Origin of the sequence: Streptomyces sp. NPDC059909 (genome assembly GCF_042730885.1) — a bacterium.
Taxonomy (GTDB): Bacteria; Actinomycetota; Actinomycetes; order Streptomycetales; family Streptomycetaceae; genus Streptomyces.
Genome location: NZ_JBHWKX010000062.1, coordinates 18,815 through 45,130, shown reverse-complemented (window position 1 = coordinate 45,130; position 26,316 = coordinate 18,815). Strand labels below are relative to the sequence as shown.

Below are 26,316 nucleotides of genomic sequence, written 5' to 3'. Positions count from 1 at the left end.
TTCGACACACCCCACCCAACGCCACACCCCGGCCCAGGGACACCCCTGGACCGGTCACACCATACGAATCAACGACCCGCGAAGTACGGGTCTAGGCCGGGAGCAGTCGTACCTGGGCGTCGGGAAGCTTGGCCCACCAATGGTCGTACCGGCTGTACACCCGAGGGTCGCGGTCGGCCAGCACCGTGGTCAGGGCCTGCGCCTCGGCGGCGAGTTCCTCCCACGCCGCGGACGGAAGGTCGTGGAAGGCCGTGGCCTCGATGCCGCCGTCGACCGGCCGCCACACGCCGGCGACATAGCCGTCGACCAGCAGGGTGGGCAGCACGTCGCCGTTGTTTCGGGTCACCAGCCGGCGCCAGGCCGGAGGGATCACACGGCTGCGGTCGGCGTACGCCAGCAGGGTGCTGTCCCACATGGCCATGAGCCGCGCCGGGGCCGGGGTGTCCGACGGTGGGCGCGGGGCACCGGGGATGTCGAACAGCGTGGTGCCGTCGGGTCCTTCGAGCTGTTCAACGGCGCCGTCGAGTGCGAGGAGCGCCTGGCGGATCGGCGCGCGCTGCACCATGGAGAACTGAGCCACGTCCGCCACCGAGGCCGGTCCGAACCCTTCCAGATAGCGCAGGACGAGGGCCTGCAGCGCCTCCGGCGCCGTCTTCTTCCCCGTGGGCACGGGACCTGTCCGCGCCGCGACGAAGGACGACCGGGTGCCGAACGACCATGGCCCGCCCGTCGGGACGTGATGCAGCGGGGCATACGCCCGCAGCCCCCACCAGGCCCCGGCCTTCCTTCCCGCGCCGAGTCGCTCTTCGACCCATGCCTGCATCTCGGCGGCCGTCCGCGGCCGGTCGGCGAACGCCAGCAGCTGCGGCACCAGCTCGTCACCGTCCGAGGGAGCGAGCCCCGTGGCGGCGAAGCGAGAGCCCAGGCGCGAGCCGTACAGCGTCGGCTGCATCGCCTCGCGGAACACCTGGTAGTCGTCGGCATGGACCGCGTGCAGCGTGATCCGCATCAGGGTCGCCTTGACGACCGCGCGGCCGGTGAAGGCGGCGTCCACATCGGCCGGGACGAGGCCCGTGAGCCGGTTCCACAAGGCGAGGTACGGCGAAGCGGCGTGCTGCGCCTGCAGCGCGACGACGCGACGGACCGCGTCGGCAACGTTCAGCGGCTCCCGCTCCAGCAGCATTTGTCGGCTGAGAGTGGCCCGGTTGAGCTCCCGTGCGGTGATCTTCACGCCGAGGATTGTGCCGTGGGCCGGGCCACAGCCGCCAGGGCGTTCGCGCGCCTGTTCCGATGGACCGGCCCCAGAGCCAGCCGTCACACCGCGGCGGCGGAAAACCGCTTGATCCACCGTTCTATGGTTCCCGCATGGATTCCCGCACGACGACGCCGCGCCTCGAGAAGATCACCCCCGACAATGTCGACGCCGCGATCGGCCTGAAGGTCCGCCCGGACCAGGAACACCTGGTCGCGCCCGTCGTGAAGTCCCTTGCCGAGGCGTACGTGCACCCCGACACCGCCTGGCCCCGCCTCATCCTCGACGGCGACCGGACCGTCGGCTTCCTCATGGCCTTCTTCGACATCGACTTCGCCGGTGACGGCAAGGGCGCCGACGTCCGCTCCGGCCTCTGGCGCCTCAACATCGCCGCCGGGGAGCAGGGCCGCGGATACGGCCGCTTCGCGGTCGAGTCCGTTGCCGCCGAGATCCGCCGCCGCGGCGGCACCCGCCTGACGACCACCTGGCACCCGGGCGAGGACGGTCCCGAGGGCTTCTACCTCGGGCTCGGGTTCCGGCCGACGGGCGAGACGAGCGGGGACCAGCGCGTGGGGGAGCTGGAGTTGGGCTGAGGGCTGGTGCGGCCGGACCGCCGACCTGGTCGGGGAGGCTTCGCCATCATCACGCTCGTCGCCCGAGATCCTCGACCTGTTCGCGCGGGTCGGGGCGATGGCCCCCGGCTCCTTTGGACTCCTCCACGTACGCGACGACGAGGACCCGGGCCACGAGAACGACGTGCGCGTGTTCGGACGGGTCCGCGGGACGGTCACGGAGCACGCGGAGTCCCTGCTCTCACCGTGCATCCCCACGCCCGAGGACCCCCTCACCGGGTAGGGCGGCCGGCCACGCTCACGCCGGGGCGGCGCGCGTGAGGCGCCGGACGGGGTGAACGACGATGAGCGCGGCGGCGCAGCAGAGGCTGATCACCGCGGCGACCAGCAGGAGTTGATGGATGCCGAAGAGGCTGCTGGCGGGCCCGGCTATCGCCTGGCCGAACGGCACGGCGAGGATCGAGCCGGCGACCTCGTAGGCGGCCACCCGGTTGAGCCGGTCCTCGGGGACCTGGGTCTGCACGGTGGTGGCCCACTGGACGCCCCAGAACGCCCAGCCGAGCCCGCTCACCGCGTACCCGAGCATGAGCAGCGGCAGGGACGGGACCAGGGCCGCCGCCAGCGGCATCAGCGGGAACAGGAACATCGCGAGCCCGCCGCCGAAGAGCGGGCGGGCCGGGCGTATCCGTATCGCGACCAGGCCGCCGAGGACACAGCCGGCCCCGAACGCGCCCTCGGCGTAGCCGAACGCCGCCTTTCCGTGCTCGGCGATGATGGATGCCGCGCCGAGCGGAGTGATCGGGCCCCAGACGAACACGCCCAGCACCCACCAGATCAGGATGACCGACCACAGCCAGGACCGGGACCGGAACTCGACCCAGCCGGTACGGAGGTTCGCGAGGGTCGACTCCGACCGGTCCACCTCGAACGGGGGCAGCCGCAGCGCCGCCAGGCAGATCCCGCTGACCACGAAGGTGGCCGCGTTCGCCGCGAACACCCAGGCCGCCGAGGTCGTGGCGACCAGCATGCCGGCGAGCGCCGGCCCCGCCATCGTGGAGATCCCCTGGCTCACCCGCAGCACACCGTTGGCCTTCTGCGGGTCGGCGGCGATCTGCGGCACCAGACTGGAGAGCCCCGGCTGGAACATCGCGGTCGCGATCCCGCCCAGCACCGCCCCGCCGACGATGAACCACAACGGCGGGTGGCCGAGCCACAGATATGCCGCGAGCGAGCCCTGGATCACGCACCGGACGGCGTCCGCGCCGATCATCTGCGGCCTGGGGTGGAACCGGTCCGCGAACACCCCGCCGAACACGACGAAGAGGGCGAACGCCCCCATCCAGGCGGCGAGCGCGAACCCGACGCCGCTCACCCCGTACCCGAGCGAGAGCATCACGACCGCCATCGCGACCGGGATCATCGCGTCGCCCAGCATCGCCACGATGCGGGCGGTGAAGTAGAGGCTGAAATTCCTTGACCAGAGACGTGAGGGCGGGGGCGCCACGGCTTCGGCGACAGACAAGGCCATTCGGGCTTCCTTCTGGGGGCCGCGTTTCGGAGGGGTCTCAACTCCCGGCTGTTGCAGATCCGTACGCTAGAGCTCGCCACGCGATCGTGGTCGGTGATTTTTCGGTCGTCGCCGGGGGATGAGGCCGCAGGCGGTCCGTCACCTGCACATCGTGCCCGGGCGCCGCGGCGCACCACCATCCGTACGCGTGCTCATCCGGTCGAGCGAGTAGTGGTGACCGGCGGCCTATGCCCCTGGATCCTCGCGTCAGGCCTTCGCGTGCGCCACCGCCGCCTCCGCCAGGGCCCGCACGATCGGGTGCGGGCGGGTGCCGTCGCGGTACAGCTCGGGCTGGAAAAGCGTTGCCAACGACCTCGGGATGCCGCTCCTGGTACGGAGGCCCGTCGCGCCCACCCGCGCGGGCGCCCGGCTCCTGGAGCACGCCGGGTCCCTGCTGCTGCGTCTGGATGCCGCCCGCGCCGACCTCGCCCGGATGGCGGTGGATCCCGGGCAGGAGCTGACCCTGGCCGCATCGCCGCTCGCGCTGCCGGCGCGCAGCCTCGCCGCACTTCCCGCGTCAGGTGTGACCTTGCACGTACTGCCGCGGGAAGCGATCCCCGCCGCCGTGGCAACAGGCGCCGTGGACCTGGGACTTGTCGACGGGCTCGCCGCCCCCAGCGATCCGCTGCGGCTGCCCGACGTCGCCCCGCTCACCGCCACCGGAGTCGCCGAGGAGCCGCTCGCCGTCCTCCTCCCCGTCCGGCACCCCCTCGCCCGCCGCCGTGGACTGCGGCTCGGCGACCTGGCCGACGCCCGCTGGCTGGACGCACCCGCGGCCGGAATCCCGCTCGACCAGCTGCGCGCCGCCGCGCACGGCGCCCCGCCCGCCCGTGGATTCCGGCCCGCCCTCCGCTACGAGGGCACCGACGTCCGGACGCTGCTCGCCCTCGTCGCCGCCGGCCACGGACTGACGCTGCTGCCGTTGTCGGTCGCCCGCAGCGCCGACGGCACGGCGCCCGTCCCGCTGACCGAGCCCCGCCTCGTGCACCGCATCGAGCTGCTGCACGGCGGAATGCCCGACGGATCGGACGCCCATGCCCCGGCCGCAGCGGCGCGACCGGCCCCTGCACCGGGCGGCCCGGCCCGGACGGTCGTCCAAGCGCTCCTGGGCCTGAAGAGCGCGGCGGAAGGTGAGGTCGGTACGCTCGAAACCAGAACACACACATGAGGAGCGGGGGCCGACGTGGGGTTGTTCCGGCGAGGGCCGAAGCGTGACAGGGACGATGCGCCCCGGGACGAGGAGTTCTCCTTCTTCTCGGCGGCCGAGGGCGCGCGTTTCCGCGGCCAGGTGCGGGAGGCGTTCGCCGAGCAGGGCCTCGAGGTCACCGTGTACGCCGACGTCGTCACCGACAGCGCCGACCGGCAGTTCGGGCTCGGCAACCTCGCCGCGGTCTGCCACAACGACGAGCGAGGCCCGCGCGTCTGGCCCGAGGTGATCCGCGGGCACGTCGCCATGGTGCTGCGGACCATGGACGCCCCGTCCGCACTGGACACCCTCCCGCCCGACCAGATCCGCTCCCAGCTCTACCCCCGCGTCATCGGCTCGGAAGGGCTCGACCCGGAAACCTTCGGTTACGCGCGCACGCTCGCCCCGGGACTGTGCGAAGTGCTCGCCCTCGATCTCCCCGAGAGCGTCATGATGCTCACGGACGAGGCCCTGGAACCGCTCGGGGAGGTGCCACGGCTGCGGGAGCGCGCGATGGACAACCTGCGCGGGCTGCCCATCGAGGGCCACGAGACCATCAAGGACGCCGGGGGCATGTGCTTCGAGGTGGTGGTCGGCGACTCCTTCTACACCGCGAGCCGGGTCCTGGTCCTGGACGCGCTCGTCCGCCAGGTCACCGGGCAGCACATCACCGCCGACGGCGCCCTCGTCGCGCTGCCCTTCCGGCACCAGGTCGCCTTCCACGTCATCCGTGACGCCACCGTCATCCCCACCCTGAACGGCATGGCCGCGTTCGCCGCCTCCGGGTACGCGGACACGCCGGGGGCGATCACGCCGTACGTCTACTGGTGGCGGGCCGGGACACTCACCCAGCTCAGCGACCGCGACGAGGACGGCGAGGGGCTGCGGATCGTCGTCGGCGAGGACTTCCAGGAGCTGCTGGAGCGGCTGGTCACGCGGGAGCGGTACGGCGAGGGTGACGAGGACCAGGACTGACCGGGCCGCCCGGGCCGCCCGGACCGCCCTGCCGACCCGACCCGGCCGGCCTGCTGACCGGTCCGCCCTGAGACGACCGGACGGCCGGACCCCGACCGAACCGGACCGACCGAGCGCCCACGAGGAGAAGCTCATGACGCACACAACGACGGCACCCGCGCCCTTCACCGCCGCGGACTACCGCGCCCGGATGGCCCGCGCCGCCCGCTCCGCCGCCAAGGCCGGGCTGTCGGGCCTCCTCGTGGCCCCGGGCCCCGACCTGGTGTACCTCACGGGCTACCAGCCGGTCACCACGGAGCGGCTCACCCTCCTCGTCCTCGCCGAAGACCGCGACCCGGTGCTGGTCGTGCCCACGCTCGAGGCCCCGGACGCCGCGCACGCGGCGGGTGCGCCCGCGCTCAGCCTTCGCGACTGGACGGACGCCAAGGACCCGTACGCCGTCGCCTCGGCACTGCTCCCGGGCAAGGGGCGCTTCGGGGTCAGCGACAACGCCTGGGCCATGCATCTGCTCGGCCTGCAGAGGCAGCTCCCTGCCCTCTCCTACGTGGCCCTCACCGAGGCCCTCCCCATGCTCCGCGCGGTCAAGGACCCGGCGGAGATCGCGCGGCTCGAAGCGGCGGGCGCGGCGGCCGACGAGGCGTACGGCGAGATCCTCAAGGTCCGCTTCTCCGGCCGCAAGGAGACCGAGATCGCGGCCGAGCTGGCCGAACTGCTGCTCCGTTTCGGGCACTCCCAGGTCGACTTCACGGTCGTCGGCTCGGGCCCGAACGGTGCCAATCCGCACCACGAGGCCGGCGACCGCACCATCGTCGAAGGCGACATGGTCGTCCTCGACTTCGGCGGCCTGAAGCACGGCTACGGCTCCGACACGACCCGTACCGTCCACGTCGGCGAGCCGAGCACCGAGGAACAGCACGTCCACAACGTGGTCCTCGCCGCCCAGCAGGCGGGATACGACGCGGTCCGGCCCGGCGCAGCCTGCCAGGACGTCGACCGGGCGGCCCGCAAGGTCATCGACGCGGCGGGGTACGGCGAGTACTTCATCCACCGCACCGGCCACGGGATCGGCGTCACGACGCACGAGCCGCCGTACATGATCGAGGGGGAGGAGCGGGAGCTGGTACCGGGCATGTGCTTCTCCGTCGAGCCGGGGATCTATCTTCCCGGGCGGTTCGGAGTCCGTATCGAGGACATCGTGACGGTGACGGAGTCGGGGGGCCGGCGCCTCAACAACACGCCGCGGGAGATGGCGATCGTGGAGTAGCGGCGGGCGGTGGGGCGGGGGGGCGGGCGCCTGGGGCGGCCTCCTCCCCGCCCAGCCCCTTCCCGGCTTCGCCGGCCCCCCGCACTTCACCCGTCCGCCAGCACCACGCACGACTCGCCCGGCAGTTCCAGCACTCCGTCCGCCCCCGGCCCCCGCACCCCGTCCCAGACCGCGAGCAGGCGGGCGCCGCCGCCCAGGGGGATCGTGGCGGGGCCCTTGGCGAGGTTGACCGCGACGCGCAGGTCGCCGCGGCGGAAGACGAGCCAGCGGGCGTCCTCGTCGTAGGCGACGCGCACCGCCGCCAGGTCCGGGTCGGAGAGGTCGGGCTGGGTGCGGCGCAGGGCGATGAGTTCGCGGTGCCAGGCGAGGAGGCTGGCGTGGGGCTCGCGGGTGCGCTCCGAGCGGTCCAGGCAGGAGCGGTCGCGGGTGGCAGGGTCCTGCGGGTCCGGGATGTCGTCAGCGGCCCAGCCGTACGCCGCGAACTCCCGCCGCCTGCCCTGGCGTACGGACTCCGCCAGCTCGGGGTCGGTGTGGTCGGTGAAGAACTGCCAGGGCGTACGCGCGCCCCACTCCTCGCCCATGAAGAGCATCGGCGTGAACGGCCCGGTCAGCACGAGCGCCGCCGCGCAGGCCAGCAGGCCGGGGGAGAGGTGTGAGGAGAGGCGGTCGCCGAGGGCGCGGTTGCCGATCTGGTCGTGGGTCTGGGCGTATCCCAGGAAATGCTGGGCGGGGGTGCGCGTGAGGTCGACGGGCCGTCCGTGCGTACGGCCGCGGAACGTCGAGTACGTACCGTCGTGGAAGAAGACGTGCCCCATCGTTTTGGCCAGCGCGGCGAGCGGAGCGCGCGCGAAGTCCGCGTAGTAGCCGCGCGATTCGCCGGTCAGGGCGGTATGCAGGGCATGGTGGAAGTCGTCGTTCCACTGGGCGTGGATCCCGAGCCCGCCCTCCTCGCGCGGAGTCGTCGTCCGCGGATCGCACAGGTCCGACTCGGCGATCAGGAACACCGGCCGCCGGACGTCGGCCGCGAAGCGGTCCACCGCGGCCGACAGCTCCTCCAGGAACGTCAGCGCCCGGCCGTCCGCGAGCGCGTGGATCGCGTCGAGACGCAGCCCGTCCATGCGGTAGTCGCGCAGCCAGGCCAGCGCGCTGCCCAGCAGATACGCCCGCACCTCGTCCGAGCCCGGCGCGTCCAGGTTGATCGCGGAGCCCCACGGGGTGTGGTGGGTGTCCGTGAAGTACGGCCCGAAGGAGGGCAGATGGTTGCCCGAAGGGCCCAGATGGTTGTGGACGACGTCCAGGACCACCCCGAGCCCGAGACCGTGCGCCGTGTCGACAAAGCGCTTGAGCGCCTCGGGTCCGCCGTACGGCTCGTGCACGGCCCACGGCGACACGCCCTCGTACCCCCAGCCGTGGGTCCCCGGAAAGGGACACACGGGCATCAGTTCCACATGGGTGATGCCCAGGTCCACCAGCTCGCCGAGGTGCCCGGCCGCGGCGTCCAGCGTGCCCTCGTGCGTGTACGTCCCCACGTGCAGCTCGTACAGGACCGCGCCCGCGAGCCCCCGCCCCTGCCAGTCGTCGCTCCGCCAGACGTACGTGTCGGGGGCGACGACCGCGCTCGGCCCGTCAGGGCCCTCCGGCTGGCGGCGCGAGCGCGGATCGGGCAGCAGCGGACCGTCGTCCAGCAGAAAGCCGTACCGCGTCCCGTCCTCCGCCGCCGCCTCGGCCGTCCACCACCCCTCCCGCACGGGATCGCGTTCCATCGCCAGTCGCGTACCCTCCAGCCACAGCACGACCCGGTCCTGGGCGTTCGGCGCCCACACCTCGAACAGCACGGCTTCCCCTGTTGTGTCGACAGCACTCGATGGCACTCACAGCCATCCTGGCAAGTCCGAGGTCTGGAGGCGGCCTACTCGCCAGTACTAGGGTCCGGCCATGACACCGCCCCCCGTACCCTCCGCGAGCACGTTGCCCGTCTTCCCGCCCGGCTTCCTGTGGGGTGCCTCCGCGTCCGCCTTCCAGACCGAGGGCGCCGCCGACACCGACGGCAAGGGCCCGTCGGGCTGGGACGCCTTCGCCGCGCAGGGCCGCATCAAGGACGGCGCCGACGCCGCCCGCGGCACCGGCTTCCACGAGCGCTACCGCGAGGACGTCGCCCTTCTCGCCGGACTCGGCGCCGGAGCCTTCCGCTTCTCCGTCAGCTGGCCCCGCGTCGTCCCCGGCGGCAGCGGCCCCGTCAACCCCGCGGGCCTCGGCTTCTACGACCGCCTCGTCGACGAGCTCTGCGCGCAGGGCATCACCCCGGCACCGACCCTCTACCACTGGGACACCCCGCTGCCCCTGGACGAGGCCGGCGGCTGGCTGAACCGCGACACTGCCGCCCGCTTCGCCGAGTACGCCGCCGTCGTCGCCGAGCGTCTCGGTGACCGCGTACCCATGTGGATCACCATCAACGAACCGGCCGAGGTGACCATGCTCGGCTACGCGCTCGGCGAGCACGCACCGGGGAAGCAGCTCCTCTTCGACGCCCTGCCGGCCGCCCACCACCAGCTGCTCGCCCACGGCCTCGCCGTCCAGGCCCTGCGTGCCGCCGGTGCCGCCAGCATCGGCATCGCCGTCTCCCATTCACCCGTGCGGACCGCCGGTGACACCGACGAGGACCGCGCGGGCGCCGAGATCTACGACACCCTCACCAACCGGCTCTTCTCCGACCCGCTCCTCACCGGCAGCTACCCCGAGGGCTTCGACGGCCTCATGCCGGGTCCGGTCGCCGACGACCTCGCGGTGATCTCCCAGCCGCTCGACTGGTACGGCGTCAACTACTACAGCCCGATGCTCGTCGGGGCCCCCGCCCCCGAGGCGCTCGAGTCGTACGCCGGACTCGGCATGCCCGCCGGGCTCCCCTTCGGCCTGCGCGAGATCGAGGGCGTCGAACGGACCCACTTCGGCTGGCCCGTCGTCCCCGACGGGCTCCGCGAACTCCTCGTCACCCTCAAGGAGCGCTACGGGGACCGCCTCCCGCCCGTCCACATCACCGAGAACGGCTGCTCGTACGACGGCCTGGACGACACGCGTCGCATCGCCTTCCTGGACGGCCATCTGCGCGCCCTGCACCGCGCCGTCGAGGAAGGCGTGGACGTGCGCGGCTACTTCGTCTGGTCGCTGACCGACAACATCGAATGGGTCGAAGGGGCCTCGCAGCGCTTCGGGCTGGTTCACGTCGACTACGACACGATGGAGCGCACCCCGAAGGCGTCGTACGCCTGGTACCGGGACGTCATCCGCGCGCAGCGGGCCTCCGGCTCAGGGGACTGACCGGATCCGCCACACCAGCAGCCCGCCGGCGACCGTCACCAGCGTGGAGGTGAGGTACAGGCCGGCGTACCCGCCCGCGTACGCCACGATCGGCGCCGCGAGCGCCGGACCGAGGACCTGGGGAGCCGAGTTGGCGATGTTGATGACCCCCAGGTCCTTGGCCCGGTCCACGGCGCTCGGCAGCACCTGCGTGATCAGCGCCTGGTCCACCGCGATGTACGCCCCGAAGCCGAGCCCCAGCAGCAGCGCCGCGGCCATCGCCACCGGCCAGGTGTGCCAGAACGTCAGCAGCAGTGAGGCCGCGGCCATCACCACCGAGCTCACCGACACCAGCGCCTTGCGCCGCCCCCACCGGTCCGAGACGACCCCGCCGGCGACCGCCGTCACGACGACCCCCGCCGTGTAGAGCAGGGTGAGGATCAGGACGCCCTCGTCCGGATGCGCGTAATGCACCGCGTCCTTCAGGAAGTACAGCAGGTACAGCGTGCCGATGGCATTGCCGAGCATGACCAGGAACCGGGTGAGCCACGCCCACCCGAAGTCCGGATACGCGCGCGGGCTCACCCAGAAGTCCGCGAGGCGCACCGCCCGCGTCCGCCCCGCTCCCTCCCGCGCCTCGCGCGTGACCCGGGGATCGCGGGTGAGGAGCACGAACGGCAGCGCGGACAGCACCACGAGGACCGCCAGCAGCAGATAACCGGCCGTCGTCCCCGTCACGACCATCGTCACCAGCACGGCACCGACCACCAGTCCCAGCGTCTGCGGTATCCCGATCCAGCCGGAGACCGCGGCACGCTGTTCCACCGGTACCTGATCGGGGACGACGGCATTGGCGCCGGCGAGCATCGCGTTGAGTCCGAGCTGGGCGAGACACCAGCCGAGCGTCACCCCCACGATCGTGGTCTGCACCGACGTGACCGCGAGTCCGGCCGCGCCGGCCGCCGCCCCGCCCAGGATCCACGGGTGGCGGCGGCCGAAGCGGCCGCCCGTACGGTCCGAGAGGGTGCCCGCGAGCGGGTTGGCGACGACGGCGACGAGCGCACCGACGCCGGTGGCCCAGCCGAGCGCGAGCTCCTTGCCCGAGGGGTCGATGGCGTCGATCTGCTCGGCGAGGAGCACCTGGATCGGGGTCAGGAAGGCCATGTACAGGCCGAGGTTGGCCAGTACGAGCCCGGATATCCAGCCACTGCCGACGCGGATCCGCGGCTCGGTGTGCAGCTCTTCCGTCGTCATGGGCGGCTCGCCATCAGCTCGGGGGTGCCCGGAGCCTACGGACACCCCCGAGCCCGATCAATACATCGGCTCGTACGACCGTCGAGTCGGACGGTCCGATGGTCAGAAGGTCAGATGGACCCGCTCCTGCACCACCGGATGCCCGGCCTTGGCGAAGTTCGCCGCCATCGGGAAATTGCCCTGGTCGGTCGCGCCCGCGATGAACTCCGCGCCCCGCTCGGCCAGGAAGTGCGTGCACTCGGCGAGCAGGTCGTACGCGTAGCCGCGACCGCGCTGCTCCGGTACGACCCCGATGAAGCCGACGCACGGCCCCGACGGGTTGTGCGCGGGGACCTGGATCCCGGCCAGTTCGCCCTCCGGCGTGTACGCCAGCTGCCACCAGTCGCGCGGTGACGGGCACCAGTGGAAGAAGTCCAGCTCCTCCTGCGCCGCCCGGTCGACACCGCCCTCGGCGATGGCGCGCAGCGCGTGCGCGTCGAGCGTCACCGAGTGGATGCGGCGCAGGGCGTCGAGGATGACGGCGTCGTCGGGTTCCGGCCGGAACTCCAGCCGTCCCGGCCGCTCCGGCAGCCCGCACGCGGGCGTCCACCGGTACTGGAAGCGCTCGACGAGCACCTCCATCCCGGCCGCCTTCGCGGCCCGCAGCCGCGCCTCGCCCGCGGCCCGGGCCACCGGGTCGCCGCGCCAGCCTGCGGGCAGGATCAGCTCGTACTCGACCTGGAACGGGGAGGTGCGCAGCAGCTCTGCGCCCGCCTCCTCCTCGCCCTCGGCGACGTCGAACCAGTTGAGATTGACGGGAGTCGTGTCGTCGGGCCCGCCCCACCAGGCGGCCCGTGCGACGACCCTGCCCTCGCGCAGGGCGACCCGCTTCCACTCGGGGCGGTGCGTGGCACGGGCCAGCGCGCGGCCCACGCCGAGCGGGTCGGGCAGGGTGTCGAAGAGATGCGCGTCGCGCGCCGTGAGCGCGCGGATGACCGGATCGGTCATGAGGAAGTCCTCCGGGACGTTTGCGTGTGATGCGCTCCCGGTCGGACGGAGTCAGACGCCGAACGCCGGTCGGACGGGGCGGGAGCGCGGGAATCGTGTGGACTGCACTGCACTCGCCTCCTTCCGTCGGTCTCGGGCGTTGCGAGCACGCTAGACGGCTCCCGAGGGAGCCGTCCAGTGCTTTTCCCGCCGGCGCGCAGGAGGAAGGAGTGGCGGGCGGGCAGGGGATACGCCGTCCCCGGCGGTACTGCCAGGTGAAGTTGACGGCCCGTTCGAAGTGCTCGTAGCCGGTTCGCGCGAAGGCCTTCACCATCGGCACGTTGTCGCTGCGGTTCCGCGGCACGTCCCGTGGGGCGAGGACACGGGTGCCCTCGAAGAGGGCAGTGATCTTCACGGGTCCTTCTGGACACCTCGGGGCACTCGGCCCGACAATCTCGTTTGTGACGTCTTCCTTCGAGTTCCAGACGTATCCCGCGCGGCTCTCCGACGCCGAGCGGGACCGTGTGCTCGGGGTGCTCAGGGAAGGCGCCGCCCAGGGCAAGCTCTCGCACGACACGTTCGTGCGGCGGATGGAGCTCGCGCTGGCCGCCCGGCGGCCCGACGAGCTGCGGGCCCTCACCGCCGATCTGCGGCCCGAAGGACGGCTGTCGAAGCGGCTGTTCGGCGCGGTCGGGAAGATGTCCGCCTTCTCCGTGCGCCTCAGCCGCGCCTGGCAGGCCGAGCGGCTGCCCCCGCTGCTGCTGCCCGAGCCGGGGCCGTACCCCCTGCGCATCGGCCGCGACCCGTCCAACGGGCTGCGGCTCAGCCATGAGACGGTCTCGCGCCTGCACGCCGAACTGGCCCTGCGCGACGGACTCTGGGTGCTGCGCGACCTCGGCTCGACCAACGGCACCACCGTCAACGGTCACCGGGTGACCGGCTCGGTCGTGGTCCAGGCCGGGGACATGGTGAGCTTCGGGCGGATGAGCTTCCGCCTCGCCGCGCGCTGAACGCGCCGTCCGCACCTGCTCGTCACCGCGGGCGAACGCGCCCCGGGCTCGTCACTGCTGGTGGAGCCCCCGCCCGGCCAGCGTCAGGAACGTCTCGCCGACCGCCTCCGACAGCGTCGGGTGTGGATGGATGTGCCGGGCCACGTCCGACGGTTCCGCGTCCCATCCCACGATCAGCTCGCTCTCGGCGATCATCTCCGAGACGTTCGGGCCGACGAGGTGGACGCCCAGGACCTGGCCCCCGCCCTGCTGCGCGACCACTTTCACCATTCCGCCCTGGCCGTGGACCATGCCCTTGGCCACGGCGGTCAGCGGCATCGTGTTGACGGTGACGTCGTGGCCCCGGTTGCGTGCCTCCGCCTCGCTCAGCCCGACGGACGCGGTCTGCGGAGAGGAGTACGTCACGCGCGGGACGGTGGCGTAGTCGATCGGCGCGGACGGCAGACCGGCCAGGGTCTCCGCCACCAGCAGCCCCTCCGCGAACGAGGCATGGGCCAGCCCCAGCGACGGCGGCGGCAGCAGATCGCCCACCACGTGGATGCCGGGCACCGCGGTCTCCAGCCGCGCCCAGTCGGCGGGCGCGACAAAGCCGCGCTCGTCGGTCGTGAGCCCCGCCGCCTCCAGACCGAGCCCGTCGGTCACCGGCGCCCGCCCCACCGCGACCAGCAGCCGCTGCGCCTCCACGGTCCGCGTCTCGCCGCGCGAGGTGCGCACCGTGGCCCTGATCCCGTCGTCCAGCACCTCCGTCCGCTGGAGCAGAGCGCCCGCCTGCACATCGATGCCCCGCTTCTTCAGACCGCGCGTCAGATGCCGGGACACGTCCGCGTCCTCGAGCGGCACGAGCCGGTCGAGCGCCTCGACCAGCGTCACGGCGCCGCCCATCGATCGGTAGAACGAGGCGTACTCCACGCCGATCGGCCCGCCGCCCACCACCAGCACGGAAGCCGGCAGTCCGGGCGCGAAGAGGGCGTCGTCGCTGTTGACGACACGGCGGCCGTCGGTGACGAGGCCCGGCAGCATCTGGGGCCGGGAACCGGTCGCCAGCACGATGCCGCGCCCGGCCGTGACCTGCCCGTACCCCTCGATCGTCGCCGAACGCGGGCCGGTCAGCCGGGCGCTGCCGCGGGCGATCTCGACGCCCGCGTGCGCCAGATGAGCCTCGACGCCCTTGTGGTTGCGGGACACGATGTCGTCGCGTGTCGTCACGAGCGCGGTCCAGTCGACCGAGTCCAGGGTCGCCCTGACGCCCCACCGCTCGCGCCCCTCCGCGATGCCGTCGACCAGCTCGGCAGCGTGCAGCATCGCCTTGCTGGGGATGCAGCCGCGGTGCAGGCAGGTGCCGCCGATCTTGTCGCGCTCGGCGAGCACGACCCGGAGGCCGAGCGCTGCGGCACGCAGGGCGGTGGAGTAGCCGCCGGTGCCGCCGCCGATCACGAGGACATCGGTCTCATGTGTGTCTGTCATGCGACCAGCCTCCGCCCGGTCTTGTCATGAGTCCAAGGCAATGTTCTTGTGGAGCCGATGCACAGCCTTTATGGGGGACGGGGTCATGAGCAGCCTGCGGCAGATGGAGTACTTCGTCGCCGTCGTCGAACAGTCGTCGTTCACCCGCGCCGCGGAGCTGCTGCACGTCACGCAGCCCGCCCTCTCGCACCAGATCAGGGCCCTGGAGAAGTCCGTGGGCGGCGAGCTGCTGGAGCGGATGCCGCGCGGGGTGCGGCTCACCCCGATGGGCCGCGCCTTCCTCCCGCACGCCGAACACGCCGTACGCAGCGCCGCGCAGGCCAGGCGGGCGGCCCGCGCCGCGGCCGGGGCGGAGGGCGGTGAGCTGCACGTCGCGACCGTCCACGCGATCGCCGTGGGCGTCCTCCCCGACGTCTTCGCCCGCTGGCAGCGGGCACACCCCGGGGTCACGCTCGTCCTGCACGAGTACGCCACGGCCGACGCGCTGGAGGAGGCCCTGGAGCGCGGCGCCGCCGACCTCGCCGTCGGACCGCCGCCGCAGCGGCCGCAGGGGCCGGTCGTGCCGGTCGGCGAGGAGGAGATCGTCCTGGTCGTCCCCTTCGACGACCGGCTCGCGGGCCGGTCGTCGGTCCGTCTGGAGGAGCTGTCCGGCCACGCCTGGATCCGCTGCGCGATGGAGCCCGTCGTCGACGGCCGGCCGTTCCTGGACCTGGCCTGCGGCAGGGCCGGCTTCGCACCCCGTACGGCGGTGTGGACGGAGCACACCTCCACGGCCGTCCGTATGGCGGCCGCGGGGGTCGGAGTCGCCACCGCCCCGGCGCACATCGTGCAGGGAGCGGTCGGCGAGGACTGTGTGCTCCTGAGCGTCGATCCGCCCTGGCGCCGGGCCCTCACGGTCTTCTCGCGGGTCCCGCTGACCGGTGCGGCGGAGCGCTTCACCGACCTGCTGCGCACGTCCTGGCCGTACGGGGCGGCGTCGGACTCGGCCTCCCGGCCCGGGGACACGGCTTACTGTCCGTAATCCTCTGAATCGCGGCTTCTCTGGTGAATGGGTAATTTCTTGACTCCGGAGGAGGCGACGGAGAGGCCGGCCATGACCACTGACACACCCATGCAGCTCGGCATGATCGGGCTCGGCCGGATGGGCGCCAACCTCGTGCGCCGGCTGATGCGGGACGGCCATCGCTGCGTCGTCTTCGACCTGGACTCCGAAGCCGTACGGGACGTGGAGAAGGAGGGGGCGATCGGGGCGTCCTCGCTCCACGACCTCGTCGACAAGCTGGAGCAGCCGAGGAACGTCTGGCTGATGCTGCCCGCCGGAGTGGTGCAGCCGACCCTCGAACAGCTGGTGGCCCTGCTCGACGCCGACGACACCGTCATCGACGGCGGCAACTCGTACTACCGGGACGACATGGCCCGCGCCCAGCAGCTCGCCCCCAGCCGTGTCCACTACGTCGACTGCGGGACCTCGGGCGGCGTCTGGGGGCTCGAGCGCGGCTACTGCCTGATGATCGGCGGCGAGGCCGAGCCGGTGGCCAGGCTCGACCCGATCTTCCGCACCATCGCCCCCGGAACGGGGAACGCCGAGCCCACCCCGGGCCGGACCCGCACGGACGGGACCGCGCCCGAGGGCTATCTGCACTGCGGGCCCAGCGGCGCCGGCCACTTCGTGAAGATGGTCCACAACGGGGTCGAGTACGGGATGATGGCCGCCATCGCCGAAGGGCTCAGCATCATCAAGCACGCGGACGCCGGCCTGCGCTCACGGTCCGTCGACGCCGAGACCGCCCCGCTGCGCGAGCCCGAGGCCTACCAGTACGAGATCGACGTGCCCGAGGTCGCCGAGGTGTGGCGCCGCGGCTCGGTCGTGGGCTCCTGGCTGGTCGACCTCGTCGCCGACGCGCTGGCCCGCTCGCCGGAGCTCGACGCGTACACCGGCCGGGTCTCGGACTCCGGTGAGGGCCGTTGGACGGTCCTGGCGGCGGTTGACGAAAGCGTTCCGGCGCCCGTCATCAGCGCCGCGCTGACCCAGCGGTACGAATCGCGCGGGCTGGGCGAGTTCACCGACAAGGTGCTGTCCGCGATGCGCGGCGAGTTCGGCGGTCACGCCGAGAAGGCGGAGTGAACCGTGGCCGGCCGCGCCCAACCGGAAAGCCAGGCAAACCCGGAGAGCCCGCAGAGCCGGGAGAGGTCCCACGGCACGGGAAGCCCCGGGAGCCGTGGCCCCCTCCCCGACGACCACGTCATCGTGCTGTTCGGCGCGACCGGCGACCTCGCCCGGCGCAAGCTCCTGCCGGGACTCTTCCATCTCGCCAAGGCGGGCCTGCTGCCCACCCGCTACCGCATCGTCGGCTCGGCGCCGTCCCAGGCCGCGCTCAGCGACGACGACTTCCGCAAGCGGGCGCGCGACGCGGTCGCCGAGTTCGGCCGGTCGAAGCCCGGAGGCAAGGCCTGGCAGGACTTCGAGGACGCGCTGTCCTTCGGCGCGGCCGACCCCGACGACCCCGGGCCGCTCCTCGCCGCCGTGGGCGAGGCCGAGCGAGCCCTCGGCGGCAGCCCGCGGCGCCTGTTCCACCTCGCGGTGCCGCCCGGCGCGTTCGCCTCCGTCGTCGAGATGCTCGGAGCGACCGGACTCTCCGACAACGCCCGGCTGATCGTCGAGAAGCCGTTCGGCACGGACCTCCCGTCGGCCCGGGCGCTCAACGCGACGATCCACGCCGTCTTCGACGAGTCCCGCGTCTTCCGCATCGACCACTTCCTCGGCAAGGAGTCCGTCGACAACATCCTCGCCCTCCGCTTCGCCAACGGTCTCCTGGAGCCCGTCTGGAACCGCGACCACATCAGCCATGTGCAGATCGACGTGCCGGAGAGGATCGGCATCGAGGGCCGCGCCCAGTTCTTCGAAGGCACCGGAACCTTCCGGGACATGATCGTCACCCATCTCTTCCAGCTCCTCGGCTTCGTGGCGATGGAACCGCCGACCACCCTTGCGGCGAAGCCCCTGCGGGACGAGAAGGAGAAGGTCTTCGCGAGCATGCGGCCGCTCGACCCCGCCCATGTCGTCCGCGGCCAGTACGAGGGCTACCGCGACGAGCCGGGCGTCGACCCCCGCTCCGACACCGAGACGTTCGTCGCGCTGCGCGTCGAACTCGACAACTGGCGCTGGGCCGGGGTGCCCTTCTACCTGCGCTCGGGGAAGTCGCTCGGGCAGGGGCGGCACGTCGTGACGCTCGGCTTCCGGGAACCGGCCCTGCGCATGTTCCCGCTGGCCGTCCGGAGCGGCGCCGGGATGCGCAGCAACGAGCTGTTGATCGACTTCGACGACCCCGGACGGATCTCCGCCCGCTTCCTGGTGAAGGAGCCGGGCCCGGCCATGCGCCTGAGCGAGGCCGAGATGGTCTTCAGCTACGCCGAGTCCTTCAACGCGATGCACGCGCTCGAGGGATACGAGCGCCTCATCCTCGACGCGATGCTGGGAGACCAGAGCCTGTTCACCCGCTCCGACGGCATCGAGCGCCTCTGGGAGGCGTCCACCCCGCTCCTGGAGAACCCGCCGCCGGTCGAGCCCTACGCGCCCGGCTCCTGGGGACCCGAGAGCATCCGCCGGCTCATCGCCCCGTACCGCTGGAGCCTGCCGGACCGGCACTGACACCCGAGGGGATCGATCGCATGCTGGGGCTTCCGGATCACGTACGCACGTGCCTCTTCGACCTCGACGGCGTCCTCACCCGCACCGCGAAGGTGCACGCGGCCGCCTGGAAGGAGATGTTCGACGACTACCTGCGACAGCGCGCCCAACGCGAGGGCGTGCCCTTCGTGCCGTTCGACGCCGTCCGTGACTACGACGAGTACGTGGACGGGCGCCCCCGCGAGGACGGCGTGCGGACTTTCCTCGCCTCGCGCGGTGTCGAACTGCCCGAGGGCTCGCCCGACGACGGCCCGGACACGGAGACGGTGAACGGCCTCGGCACGCGCAAGAACGACCTCGTCCTGCGCAGGATCCGCGAGGAGGGCGTGGAGGCGTACGAGGGCTCGGTGGCCTATGTGCGCGCCGCCCGGGACGCCGGCCTGCGGCGTGCCGTCGTCTCATCGAGCGCCAACTGCCACGACGTGCTGGTCGCCGCCGGGATCGAGGATCTCTTCGAGGAGCGCATCGACGGGATCGTCGTCCGGGAGCAGCGGCTGCGCGGCAAACCCGCACCGGACACCTATCTGGCCGCCGCCCGCGCGCTCGGGGCCGAGCCGGGCACGGCCGCGGTGTTCGAGGACGCCCTGGCCGGCGTGGAGGCCGGCCGGGCGGGGCGGTTCGGCATCGTCGTCGGCATCGACCGGACCGGGCAGGCCGCTGAGCTCCGGCGGCACGGCGCGGACGTCGTGGTGCAGGACCTCGCCGAGCTGCTGGAGGCACCGTGATCACCCATCCCAGCTATGTGGTCGAACCCTGGAGCCTGCGCGAGACCGAGCTGAACCTCGACGTCCTCGCCCAGAGCGAGTCCGTGTTCGCCCTGTCCAACGGCCACATCGGATGGCGCGGCAATCTCGACGAGGGCGAACCGCACGGGCTGCCCGGGGCCTACCTCAACGGCGTCCACGAGCTGCATCCCCTGCCGTACGCCGAGGCGGGCTACGGCTACCCCGAGTCCGGTCAGACACTGATCAACGTCACCGACGGGAAGGTCATCCGGCTTCTCGTCGACGACCACTGCTACGACCTGCGCTACGGCGAACTCACCGCGCACGAGCGCGTACTGGACTTCCGTACGGGCGTCCTGAGCCGCACCGCGGTGTGGACCTCCCCGGCCGGACTCGCCGTGCGCATCACCTCGCACCGGCTGGTGTCCTTCACCCAGCGGGCCGTCGCGGCGATCGCGTACGAGGTGGAGCCGCTGGACGGCCGGAACACCGTGGCCGTCCAGTCCGAACTGGTCGCGAACGAGCAGATGCCGCACGACACCGGCGATCCGCGGGTCGCGGCGGCGATCGACTGCCCGCTCGTCGCGGAGGAGGACTTCGCCCAGGACACCCGGCTGCGACTGGTGCACCGCACCAGGCACAGCGGTCTGCGGGTGGGGGCGGCGGCCGACCACATCGTGGAGGGCCCCGAGGGGACGACCTGGTCGGCCGAGAGCGAGCCCGACGTCAGCAGGCTCACGGTCACCGCCGCGCTGGCGCCGGGGGAGCGCCTGCGGCTGGTGAAGTTCGTCGGGTACGGCTGGTCCGCCACGCGGTCGCTGCCCGCCGTGCACGACCAGGTCGACGGCGCCGTCGCCATCGCCCGCAGCACGGGCTGGGAAGGGCTGCTCGCCGAGCAGCGCGCCTATCTCGACGCGTTCTGGGCCTGCGCGGACGTCGAAGTGGACGGTGACGCGGAGATCCAGCAGGCCGTGCGCTTCGCGCTCTTCCATGTGCTCCAGGCAGCGGCCCGCGGCGAGGAGCGGGCGATTCCCGCCAAGGGGCTGACGGGCACGGGCTACGACGGGCACTCGTTCTGGGACGTGGAGTCCTTCGTCCTCCCTGTGCTCACCTTCACGGCGCCCCGGACCGTCGCCCCGGTCCTCCGCTGGCGGCACGCGACCCTGCCCGCGGCGCGGGAGCGGGCCCAGCAGCTCGGATTGAACGGGGCGGCGTTCCCGTGGCGGACCATCACCGGCGCGGAGTGTTCCGCCTACTGGCCGGCGGGCACGGCCGCCTTCCACATCAACGCCGACATCGCCGTCGCCGTCGAGCGGTACGTGATCGCCACCGGCGACGAGCAGTTCGAGCGGGGGCCGGGACTCGAACTGCTGGTGGACACCGCTCGGCTCTGGCGTTCGCTCGGCCACCACGACTCCGACGGCGTCTTCCACATCGACGGCGTCACGGGCCCCGACGAGTACAGCGCCGTCGCCCGCGACAACCTGTACACCAACCTGATGGCGCGGCGGAACCTGATCGCCGCCGCGGAGACGGCGGCGCGCCACGCCGACCGTGCGGAGGAACTGGGCGTCGACGACGAAGAGACCGCCGCGTGGCGGGACGCCGCCACCCGCATCGCCGTGCCGTACAACAAGACGCTCGGCGTGCACGAGCAGTCGGTCGGATTCACCGACTTCCAGCGCTGGGACTTCGCCGCCACCACGCCGGAGCAGTATCCGCTGCTGCTGCACTTCCCCTACTTCGACCTCTACCGCAAGCAGGTCGTCAAGCAGGCCGACCTGGTCCTCGCCATGATGATGTGCACGGACGCCTTCACGGCCGAGGAAAAAGCCCGCAACTTCGCCTACTACGAGTCGCTGACCGTGCGGGACTCCTCGCTGTCGGCGTGCTGTCAGGCCGTCATGGCCGCCGAGACGGGTCACCTCAGGCTGGCCTACGCCTATCTGGGCGAGGCGGCCCTGATGGATCTGGAGGACCTGGAGCACAACACGCGTGACGGGCTGCACATCGCGTCTCTCGCGGGTTCCTGGATCGCCCTGGTGCTCGGGTTCGGGGGAATGCGCCAGTACGGAGGGCAGGGCGGCACGCCGGCTCGTCTCGGGTTCGCCCCCAGGCTGCCCGAACGACTCTCCGGCCTGAAGTTCACCGTGCTCGTGCGAGGGCGCACGCTGCGGGTCGACATCCGCAGCTCCGCGGCCCGCTACACGCTGGTGGAGGGGGACCCGCTGCACCTGCTGCACCACGGTGAGCCGCTCACCCTCACGGCGTCCGAGCCGGTGGAGCGCCCCCTGCCGCCCGTGTCCGTGCTGCCCGAACCGCAGCAGCCGACGGGCCGTCGCCCGGCCGACCGTGCGGTTGGCCTGGCGGTGGCCGAGGCGGACACGGCCGGCTGACGTTCACTCCGGGGCCGGATCCTCGCTCACCGGTCGGCCGTTCGCTCCAGCAGCGCCACCGGACGGTCGGCGAAGAGCTCCGACAGGGCCACGGGCCCGCCGCCCGCGAACTCGCGCCCCGGAGCGAGCAGATCCGTCCACCGGCCCTCCGGAAGCGTCAGCGACGTAGTGGCCCAGCCACCCGCCTCGTCCAGCCGCAGCGAGAGCCGGGTCACCGCCGTGACCACGTCACCGGAGCGGCAGAAGGCCAGGCAGTGCCCGGCCGCCGGGCCGGCCGCCTCCAGCGGTGCGTACGTGCCCGCGTCGCCGAACACCTCCGGGCGCCGGCGGCGCAGCAGCAGCGCGGCGCGCGTCACCCCGGTCTTCTCGTCCGGCCGCCGCTCCTGGAACGACTGCCGGTTGTCCGGGTCGACGAGCGCCAGATACTCGCACTCGGTGCCCTGATAGAGGTCGGGCACTCCCGGCATCGTCAGCTGCACGAGCGCCGCGCCGAGCCTGTTGGCCCGTGCGTGGTCGTCGAGTTCGCGGGCGAACAGCGCCAGCGTGTACAGGGGCGGTCCCGCGGGCCCGGCCTCCACGAAGTCGTTCACGGCCTGCTCGTACGACGCGTCCGGCTCGGTCCAGCTGGTGTGCAGCCCCGCCTCCCGCACGGACTTGAGCAGGGCGGGCCCGAGCCGGTCGGCCCGTGGGATCCCGAAGCCGAACGCCGTCTGCCACGCGACCCACGCCAGATGGTGATCGGGCGCCGGCACCCAGGCCAGCCCGGTCAGCACCCGCTCCCACCGCTCCGGGCACTCCGACAGCACCGCGATCCTGGCCCGGACGTCCGCGCTCCGCTTCGTGTCGTGCGTGGAGAGCGCCGTGCCCGTCGTCGGCCAGTCCCGGGCGAGGCGGGCGCAGTACGCATGGAACTCCTCCGGGCTCACCGCCGGGCAGCCCGGATCCCCGCCCACCTCGTTCGCCGAGATCAGCGGTGCGTAGCGGTAGAACGCCGTGTCCTCGACGGACTTGGCGCGCAGCGCCGACGACGTCTGGGCGAAGCGGGCACGGAACGCGTCCTGGTCCGGGCCCTCTCCGCACCGCCCGAGCGCCAGATCCCGGATCACGCCGACCGCCTCCGCCTCCTCGGGGACGGCGAACGCCGCCTTCGCGCGCAGCGCCGCGTCCGCCGTGAGGACCGACTCGCCGCCGGTGCGGTACGGCCGGTAGACGGGCACCCGCACCAGCAGCTCGCGGATCGCCGTGCGCAGCGCCCAGGGCGCGTGGTCGCGCGTCGCCGGGTCCGCCGCGCACACGCGTTCCGCGCTACGGGCGAGGGCCTCGGTCTCCGCGACCAGCTCGTGGGTCACCACCTTGTACGCGGCGCGGCGCACCGTCGCGCCCCAGTAGCCGCCCCGGTCGCCGGCGGGCGAGGTGAAGTCCCGGTAGGCGCGGAGCAGTTCCTCGGCGCCGTCGGGGTCGGTGAACAGCCCGTCGATCCGGTGGAGCGCGTCGTAACCGGTCGTCCCGTCCACCGGCCAGCCGGCCGGCAGGTGCTCGTCCCGGGTGAGGATCTTCTCCACGATCGTCCAGCAGCCGCCCGTGGCCTCGTTCAGCCGGTACAGATACTCCTCCGGGTCGGCCAGCCCGTCCGGATGGTCGATCCGCAGCCCGTCGACGACGCCGTCCCGTACCAGCTCGAGGATCTTGGCATGGGTGGCCGCGAACACCTCGGGGTCCTCGACACGCACCCCGATCAGGCCAGAAATCGTGAAGAACCGCCGGTAGTTGAGCTCGGTACGGGCCAGCCGCCACCAGGCGAGCCGGTACCACTGCGCATCCAGCAGGTCCGGCAGCGGAAGCGTCTCGGTGCCCTCACGCAGCGGGAACAGGTGTTCCCCGTAGCGCAGGGTCCGGCCCTCCACCCGCAGCGCCGCGAGCTCGTCCCCGAGCCGCCTGCCCAGCACCGGCATCAGGACCTTCCTGCCGGCCGCGTCCCAGTCGATGTCGAACCAGCGCGCGTACGGCGAGTCCGGGCCCTCCCTCAGCACCTCCCACAGCGCGCGGTTGTGGCGGGGCGCGGCGGCCATGTGGTTGGGGACGATGTCGAGGACGAGCCCGAGGCCGTGCTCGCGCGCCGTGCGGGCGAGCGACCGCAGCCCCTCCTCGCCGCCGAGCTCGGCCCGTACGCGTGTGTGGTCGACGACGTCGTACCCGTGCGCCGAACCGGGCATCGCCTCCAGTACCGGCGACAGATGCAGATGGGAGATCCCGAGGCCGGCGAGGTACGGCACCGCTGCCTCGGCGGCCGAGAAGGGGAAGTCCGGCTGGAGCTGGAGCCGGTAGGTGGCGGTGGGCGTCATGCGAACGTACGTACCCGCATCACGGGGATCTCTGTCATCGGCTCGTGCACCGGTACGGACGGACCGTGCCACGTTCACCTGATGTGACCAACGGCTCCGGCGGGTTCACCGGTCGGCCTCCCTACGCCGGCCTGCGCAGCACCACCAGACTCCGTCCGATCATCGGCACCCGCTCACCGGCCGCGACCTTGGGTCCCTGGCCCGGGGGCACGCCCTCGGGCCTTGCGGTGTCCACGACCACCTGCCACTGCCGGCCGTGGTTGTCCGGTACCGCGAATTCCATCTCCTCCGCGCTCGCGTTGAACATCAGCAGGAACGCGTCGTCCGAGATCCGCTCGCCGCGCGGCCCCGGCTCCGAGATCGCGTGCCCGTTCAGGAACACCGTCAGGGCCTTGGCGTGCGCGGCCTGCCAGTCGCGCTGCGTCATCTCCACGCCTTCCGGGGTGAACCAGGCGATGTCGGACAGCTCGTCGTGCGTGCCCTCCACCGGCCTGCCGTGGAAGAAGCGCCTGCGCCGGAACACCTGGTGGTCGCGGCGCAGCCACACCATCGCCCGGGTGAAGGCCAGCAGCGAGCCCGGCTCCTCCTCGGTCGACGACGGCCACTGCACCCAGGACAGCTCGTTGTCCTGGCAGTATGCGTTGTTGTTGCCGCGCTGGGTGCGGCCGAACTCGTCACCGTGGCTCAGCATCGGCACGCCCTGGGACAGCATCAGCGTCGCGATGAAGTTGCGCATCTGGCGGCCCCGCAGCTCCACCACCTCCGGGTCCTCGGTGTCGCCCTCGGCCCCGCAGTTCCACGACCGGTTGTGGCTCTCACCGTCCCGGTTGCCCTCGCCGTTGGCCTCGTTGTGCTTCTCGTCGTACGAGACGAGATCGCGCAGCGTGAAGCCGTCGTGGCAGGTCACGAAGTTGACCGAGGCGAGCGGGCGCCGCCCGTCGTCCTGGTAGAGGTCGGACGACCCGGTCAGCCGGGAGGCGAACTCGGCGAGCGTGCGCGGCTCGCCGCGCCACAAGTCCCGAACGGTGTCCCGGTACTTGCCGTTCCACTCGGTCCACAGCGGCGGGAAGTTCCCCACCTGGTAGCCGCCCTCGCCGACGTCCCACGGCTCGGCGATCAGCTTCACCTGGCTGACCACCGGATCCTGCTGGACCAGGTCGAAGAACGAGGACAGCCGGTCCACCTCGTGGAACTGCCTCGCCAGCGTCGCCGCGAGATCGAAGCGGAAGCCGTCGACGTGCATCTCGGTCACCCAGTAGCGCAGCGAGTCCATGATCAACTGGAGCACGTGCGGGGAGCGCATCAGCAGGGAATTGCCGGTGCCGGTGGTGTCCGTGTAGTAGCGGCGGTCCTCGGAGAGCCGGTAGTACGAGACGTTGTCGAGGCCCCGGAAGGAGAGCGTCGGGCCGAGGTGGTTGCCCTCGGCCGTGTGGTTGTAGACGACGTCGAGGATGACCTCGATGCCCGCCTGGTGCAGCGCCCGGACGGCGGACTTGAACTCCAGCACCTGCTGGCCGCGGTCGCCCCAGGACGCGTAGCGGTTGTGCGGGGCGAAGAATCCGATGGTGTTGTAACCCCAGTAGTTGTTGAGGCCCGTGTCCACCAGCCGGTGGTCGTTCACGAACTGGTGCACCGGCATCAACTCCAGTGCGGTGACCCCCAGTTCCGTGAGGTGCGAGATCACCGCGGGATGCGCGAGCCCCGCGTACGTCCCGCGCAGCTCCGGCGGCAGCGCGGGATGCTGCATCGTCAGGCCCTTCACATGGGCCTCGTAGATGACCGTGCGGTGGTAGTCGGTCCGGGGCGGGCGGTCGTCGCCCCAGTCGAAGTACGGATTGACGACGACGGACGCCATCGTGTGCGGGGCGGAGTCGAGGTCGTTGCGCGAGTCCGGCCTGCCGAAGTGGTAGCCGTACACCGCCTCGCCCCAGTCGATACGTCCGCTCATCGCCCGTGCGTACGGATCGAGGAGCAGCTTCGCCGAGTTGCACCGGTGCCCGCGCTCCGGTGCGTACGGTCCGTGCACCCTGAACCCGTACCGCTGACCGGGCATCACGCCCGGCAGATAGGCATGGCGGACGAACGCGTCCGTCTCGCGAAGCTCCACCGCCGTTTCCGAGCCGTCGTCATGGAGCAGACAGAGCTCGATTCGGTGCGCCGCCTCCGAAAAGACCGCGAAGTTGGTGCCGGCGCCGTCGTACGTCGCGCCGAGGGGATACGCCTGTCCCGGCCAGACCTGCATAGATATGACTCTTCCACTTCTGATCCGGGTGCTGGGGACCACTTGGGCCAGATCCTCCCCGAAAGACGGGCAACCTCCTAGGACTTACCACCGTCCTACCGGGTGACCACAGGTAAGAG

The 26,316-nt window shown here is 72.1% G+C and carries 20 protein-coding genes; 12 read left to right on the top strand and 8 right to left on the bottom strand.

The genetic code is table 11. The annotated features are described in order from the left end of the window. Positions 1–91: 91 nt before the first annotated feature. Positions 92–1,231, bottom strand: coding sequence for a winged helix DNA-binding domain-containing protein (locus ACFV9O_RS30960; RefSeq protein WP_385423622.1), 1,140 nt, complete (start codon positions 1,229–1,231; stop codon positions 92–94). Positions 1,232–1,365: 134 nt separating this feature from the next. Between ACFV9O_RS30960 and ACFV9O_RS30955 the strand changes: the two genes are divergently transcribed. Then, positions 1,366–1,845 (top strand): GNAT family N-acetyltransferase, encoded by a 480-nt coding sequence (locus ACFV9O_RS30955; protein WP_385423620.1) that lies wholly within the window; start codon positions 1,366–1,368, stop codon positions 1,843–1,845. A gap of 97 nt (positions 1,846–1,942) precedes the next feature. Further along, a complete protein-coding gene (locus ACFV9O_RS30950; protein WP_385423618.1) occupies positions 1,943–2,107 on the top strand; it encodes an Imm7 family immunity protein in 165 nt (54 codons plus the stop codon). A 15-nt stretch (positions 2,108–2,122) separates the two neighbouring features. On the opposite strand, the gene ACFV9O_RS30945 is transcribed toward ACFV9O_RS30950, so the two are convergent. After that, positions 2,123–3,352, bottom strand: coding sequence for an MFS transporter (locus ACFV9O_RS30945; protein WP_385423616.1), 1,230 nt, complete (start codon positions 3,350–3,352; stop codon positions 2,123–2,125). Between the two features lie 358 nt (positions 3,353–3,710). Here ACFV9O_RS30945 and ACFV9O_RS30940 point away from each other — a divergent pair, with 358 nt between their 5' ends. The 3 genes from ACFV9O_RS30940 (at position 3,711) to ACFV9O_RS30930 (ending at position 6,816) form a co-directional block, all read left to right on the top strand. After that, positions 3,711–4,559 carry a LysR substrate-binding domain-containing protein gene (locus ACFV9O_RS30940; RefSeq protein WP_385423614.1) on the top strand — a complete coding sequence of 283 codons (849 nt, stop codon included), beginning with the start codon at positions 3,711–3,713 and terminating at the stop codon, positions 4,557–4,559. Between the two features lie 15 nt (positions 4,560–4,574). Continuing rightward, on the top strand, positions 4,575–5,552 hold the full coding sequence (locus ACFV9O_RS30935) for a hypothetical protein (protein WP_385423612.1): 978 nt from the start codon (positions 4,575–4,577) through the stop codon (positions 5,550–5,552). A 133-nt stretch (positions 5,553–5,685) separates the two neighbouring features. After that, positions 5,686–6,816, top strand: coding sequence for a M24 family metallopeptidase (locus ACFV9O_RS30930; protein ID WP_385423610.1), 1,131 nt, complete (start codon positions 5,686–5,688; stop codon positions 6,814–6,816). A gap of 86 nt (positions 6,817–6,902) precedes the next feature. Here ACFV9O_RS30930 and treZ read toward each other — a convergent pair whose 3' ends face one another. Beyond that, positions 6,903–8,651 (bottom strand): malto-oligosyltrehalose trehalohydrolase, encoded by a 1,749-nt coding sequence (treZ, locus tag ACFV9O_RS30925; protein WP_385423608.1) that lies wholly within the window; start codon positions 8,649–8,651, stop codon positions 6,903–6,905. A 100-nt stretch (positions 8,652–8,751) separates the two neighbouring features. On the opposite strand from treZ, the gene ACFV9O_RS30920 reads away from it, so the two are divergent. Then, a complete protein-coding gene (locus ACFV9O_RS30920; RefSeq protein ID WP_385423606.1) occupies positions 8,752–10,131 on the top strand; it encodes a GH1 family beta-glucosidase in 1,380 nt (459 codons plus the stop codon). Here the strand turns inward: ACFV9O_RS30920 and ACFV9O_RS30915 are convergent. Next, the gene (locus ACFV9O_RS30915) at positions 10,120–11,364 is read right to left on the bottom strand and encodes an MFS transporter (protein WP_385423604.1); all 1,245 of its coding nucleotides are present in this window, start codon (positions 11,362–11,364) and stop codon (positions 10,120–10,122) included. The genes ACFV9O_RS30920 and ACFV9O_RS30915 overlap by 12 nt on opposite strands. A 102-nt stretch (positions 11,365–11,466) precedes the next feature. Then, positions 11,467–12,351: a GNAT family N-acetyltransferase gene (locus ACFV9O_RS30910; protein ID WP_385423602.1), complete on the bottom strand. Its 885-nt coding sequence runs from the start codon at positions 12,349–12,351 to the stop codon at positions 11,467–11,469. Between the two features lie 440 nt (positions 12,352–12,791). On the opposite strand from ACFV9O_RS30910, the gene ACFV9O_RS30905 reads away from it, so the two are divergent. Then, entirely contained in the window at positions 12,792–13,340 is a 549-nt protein-coding gene (locus tag ACFV9O_RS30905; protein WP_385423600.1) for a DUF1707 and FHA domain-containing protein, read from the top strand. A 51-nt stretch (positions 13,341–13,391) separates the two neighbouring features. Here ACFV9O_RS30905 and lpdA read toward each other — a convergent pair whose 3' ends face one another. Continuing rightward, positions 13,392–14,804 (bottom strand): dihydrolipoyl dehydrogenase, encoded by a 1,413-nt coding sequence (gene lpdA, locus ACFV9O_RS30900; protein ID WP_385423598.1) that lies wholly within the window; start codon positions 14,802–14,804, stop codon positions 13,392–13,394. 85 nt (positions 14,805–14,889) lie between these two features. On the opposite strand from lpdA, the gene ACFV9O_RS30895 reads away from it, so the two are divergent. The 5 genes from ACFV9O_RS30895 (at position 14,890) to ACFV9O_RS30875 (ending at position 21,613) form a co-directional block, all read left to right on the top strand. Further along, positions 14,890–15,825: a LysR substrate-binding domain-containing protein gene (locus tag ACFV9O_RS30895; RefSeq protein WP_385423596.1), complete on the top strand. Its 936-nt coding sequence runs from the start codon at positions 14,890–14,892 to the stop codon at positions 15,823–15,825. A gap of 72 nt (positions 15,826–15,897) precedes the next feature. Beyond that, positions 15,898–16,929 carry a phosphogluconate dehydrogenase (NAD(+)-dependent, decarboxylating) gene (gnd, locus tag ACFV9O_RS30890; RefSeq protein WP_385423594.1) on the top strand — a complete coding sequence of 344 codons (1,032 nt, stop codon included), beginning with the start codon at positions 15,898–15,900 and terminating at the stop codon, positions 16,927–16,929. 120 nt (positions 16,930–17,049) lie between these two features. Continuing rightward, entirely contained in the window at positions 17,050–18,453 is a 1,404-nt protein-coding gene (gene zwf, locus ACFV9O_RS30885; RefSeq protein WP_385423626.1) for a glucose-6-phosphate dehydrogenase, read from the top strand. Between the two features lie 20 nt (positions 18,454–18,473). Then, positions 18,474–19,217 carry an HAD family hydrolase gene (locus ACFV9O_RS30880; RefSeq protein WP_385423592.1) on the top strand — a complete coding sequence of 248 codons (744 nt, stop codon included), beginning with the start codon at positions 18,474–18,476 and terminating at the stop codon, positions 19,215–19,217. Next, positions 19,214–21,613 (top strand): glycoside hydrolase family 65 protein, encoded by a 2,400-nt coding sequence (locus ACFV9O_RS30875; RefSeq protein WP_385423590.1) that lies wholly within the window; start codon positions 19,214–19,216, stop codon positions 21,611–21,613. The genes ACFV9O_RS30880 and ACFV9O_RS30875 overlap by 4 nt, the downstream gene beginning before the upstream one ends. Positions 21,614–21,639: 26 nt before the next feature. Here ACFV9O_RS30875 and treY read toward each other — a convergent pair whose 3' ends face one another. Both treY and glgX read right to left on the bottom strand, forming a co-directional pair. Continuing rightward, a complete protein-coding gene (treY, locus tag ACFV9O_RS30870) occupies positions 21,640–23,955 on the bottom strand; it encodes a malto-oligosyltrehalose synthase (protein WP_385423588.1) in 2,316 nt (771 codons plus the stop codon). 121 nt (positions 23,956–24,076) lie between these two features. Beyond that, positions 24,077–26,197 carry a glycogen debranching protein GlgX gene (gene glgX / locus ACFV9O_RS30865; protein ID WP_385423586.1) on the bottom strand — a complete coding sequence of 707 codons (2,121 nt, stop codon included), beginning with the start codon at positions 26,195–26,197 and terminating at the stop codon, positions 24,077–24,079. Between the last annotated feature and the right edge of the window lie 119 nt (positions 26,198–26,316).

Coding starts and splice junctions, on each gene's coding strand:
- ACFV9O_RS30955 (WP_385423620.1), top strand. CDS start 1,366: ATGGATTCCCGCACGACGACGCCGCGCCTCGAGAAGATCACCCCCGAC.
- ACFV9O_RS30950 (WP_385423618.1), top strand. CDS start 1,943: ATGGCCCCCGGCTCCTTTGGACTCCTCCACGTACGCGACGACGAGGAC.
- ACFV9O_RS30945 (WP_385423616.1), bottom strand. CDS start 3,352: ATGGCCTTGTCTGTCGCCGAAGCCGTGGCGCCCCCGCCCTCACGTCTC.
- ACFV9O_RS30940 (WP_385423614.1), top strand. CDS start 3,711: ATGCCGCTCCTGGTACGGAGGCCCGTCGCGCCCACCCGCGCGGGCGCC.
- ACFV9O_RS30930 (WP_385423610.1), top strand. CDS start 5,686: ATGACGCACACAACGACGGCACCCGCGCCCTTCACCGCCGCGGACTAC.
- ACFV9O_RS30920 (WP_385423606.1), top strand. CDS start 8,752: ATGACACCGCCCCCCGTACCCTCCGCGAGCACGTTGCCCGTCTTCCCG.
- ACFV9O_RS30915 (WP_385423604.1), bottom strand. CDS start 11,364: ATGACGACGGAAGAGCTGCACACCGAGCCGCGGATCCGCGTCGGCAGT.
- ACFV9O_RS30910 (WP_385423602.1), bottom strand. CDS start 12,351: ATGACCGATCCGGTCATCCGCGCGCTCACGGCGCGCGACGCGCATCTC.
- lpdA (WP_385423598.1), bottom strand. CDS start 14,804: ATGACAGACACACATGAGACCGATGTCCTCGTGATCGGCGGCGGCACC.
- ACFV9O_RS30895 (WP_385423596.1), top strand. CDS start 14,890: ATGAGCAGCCTGCGGCAGATGGAGTACTTCGTCGCCGTCGTCGAACAG.
- gnd (WP_385423594.1), top strand. CDS start 15,898: ATGACCACTGACACACCCATGCAGCTCGGCATGATCGGGCTCGGCCGG.
- ACFV9O_RS30880 (WP_385423592.1), top strand. CDS start 18,474: ATGCTGGGGCTTCCGGATCACGTACGCACGTGCCTCTTCGACCTCGAC.
- treY (WP_385423588.1), bottom strand. CDS start 23,955: ATGACGCCCACCGCCACCTACCGGCTCCAGCTCCAGCCGGACTTCCCC.
- glgX (WP_385423586.1), bottom strand. CDS start 26,197: ATGCAGGTCTGGCCGGGACAGGCGTATCCCCTCGGCGCGACGTACGAC.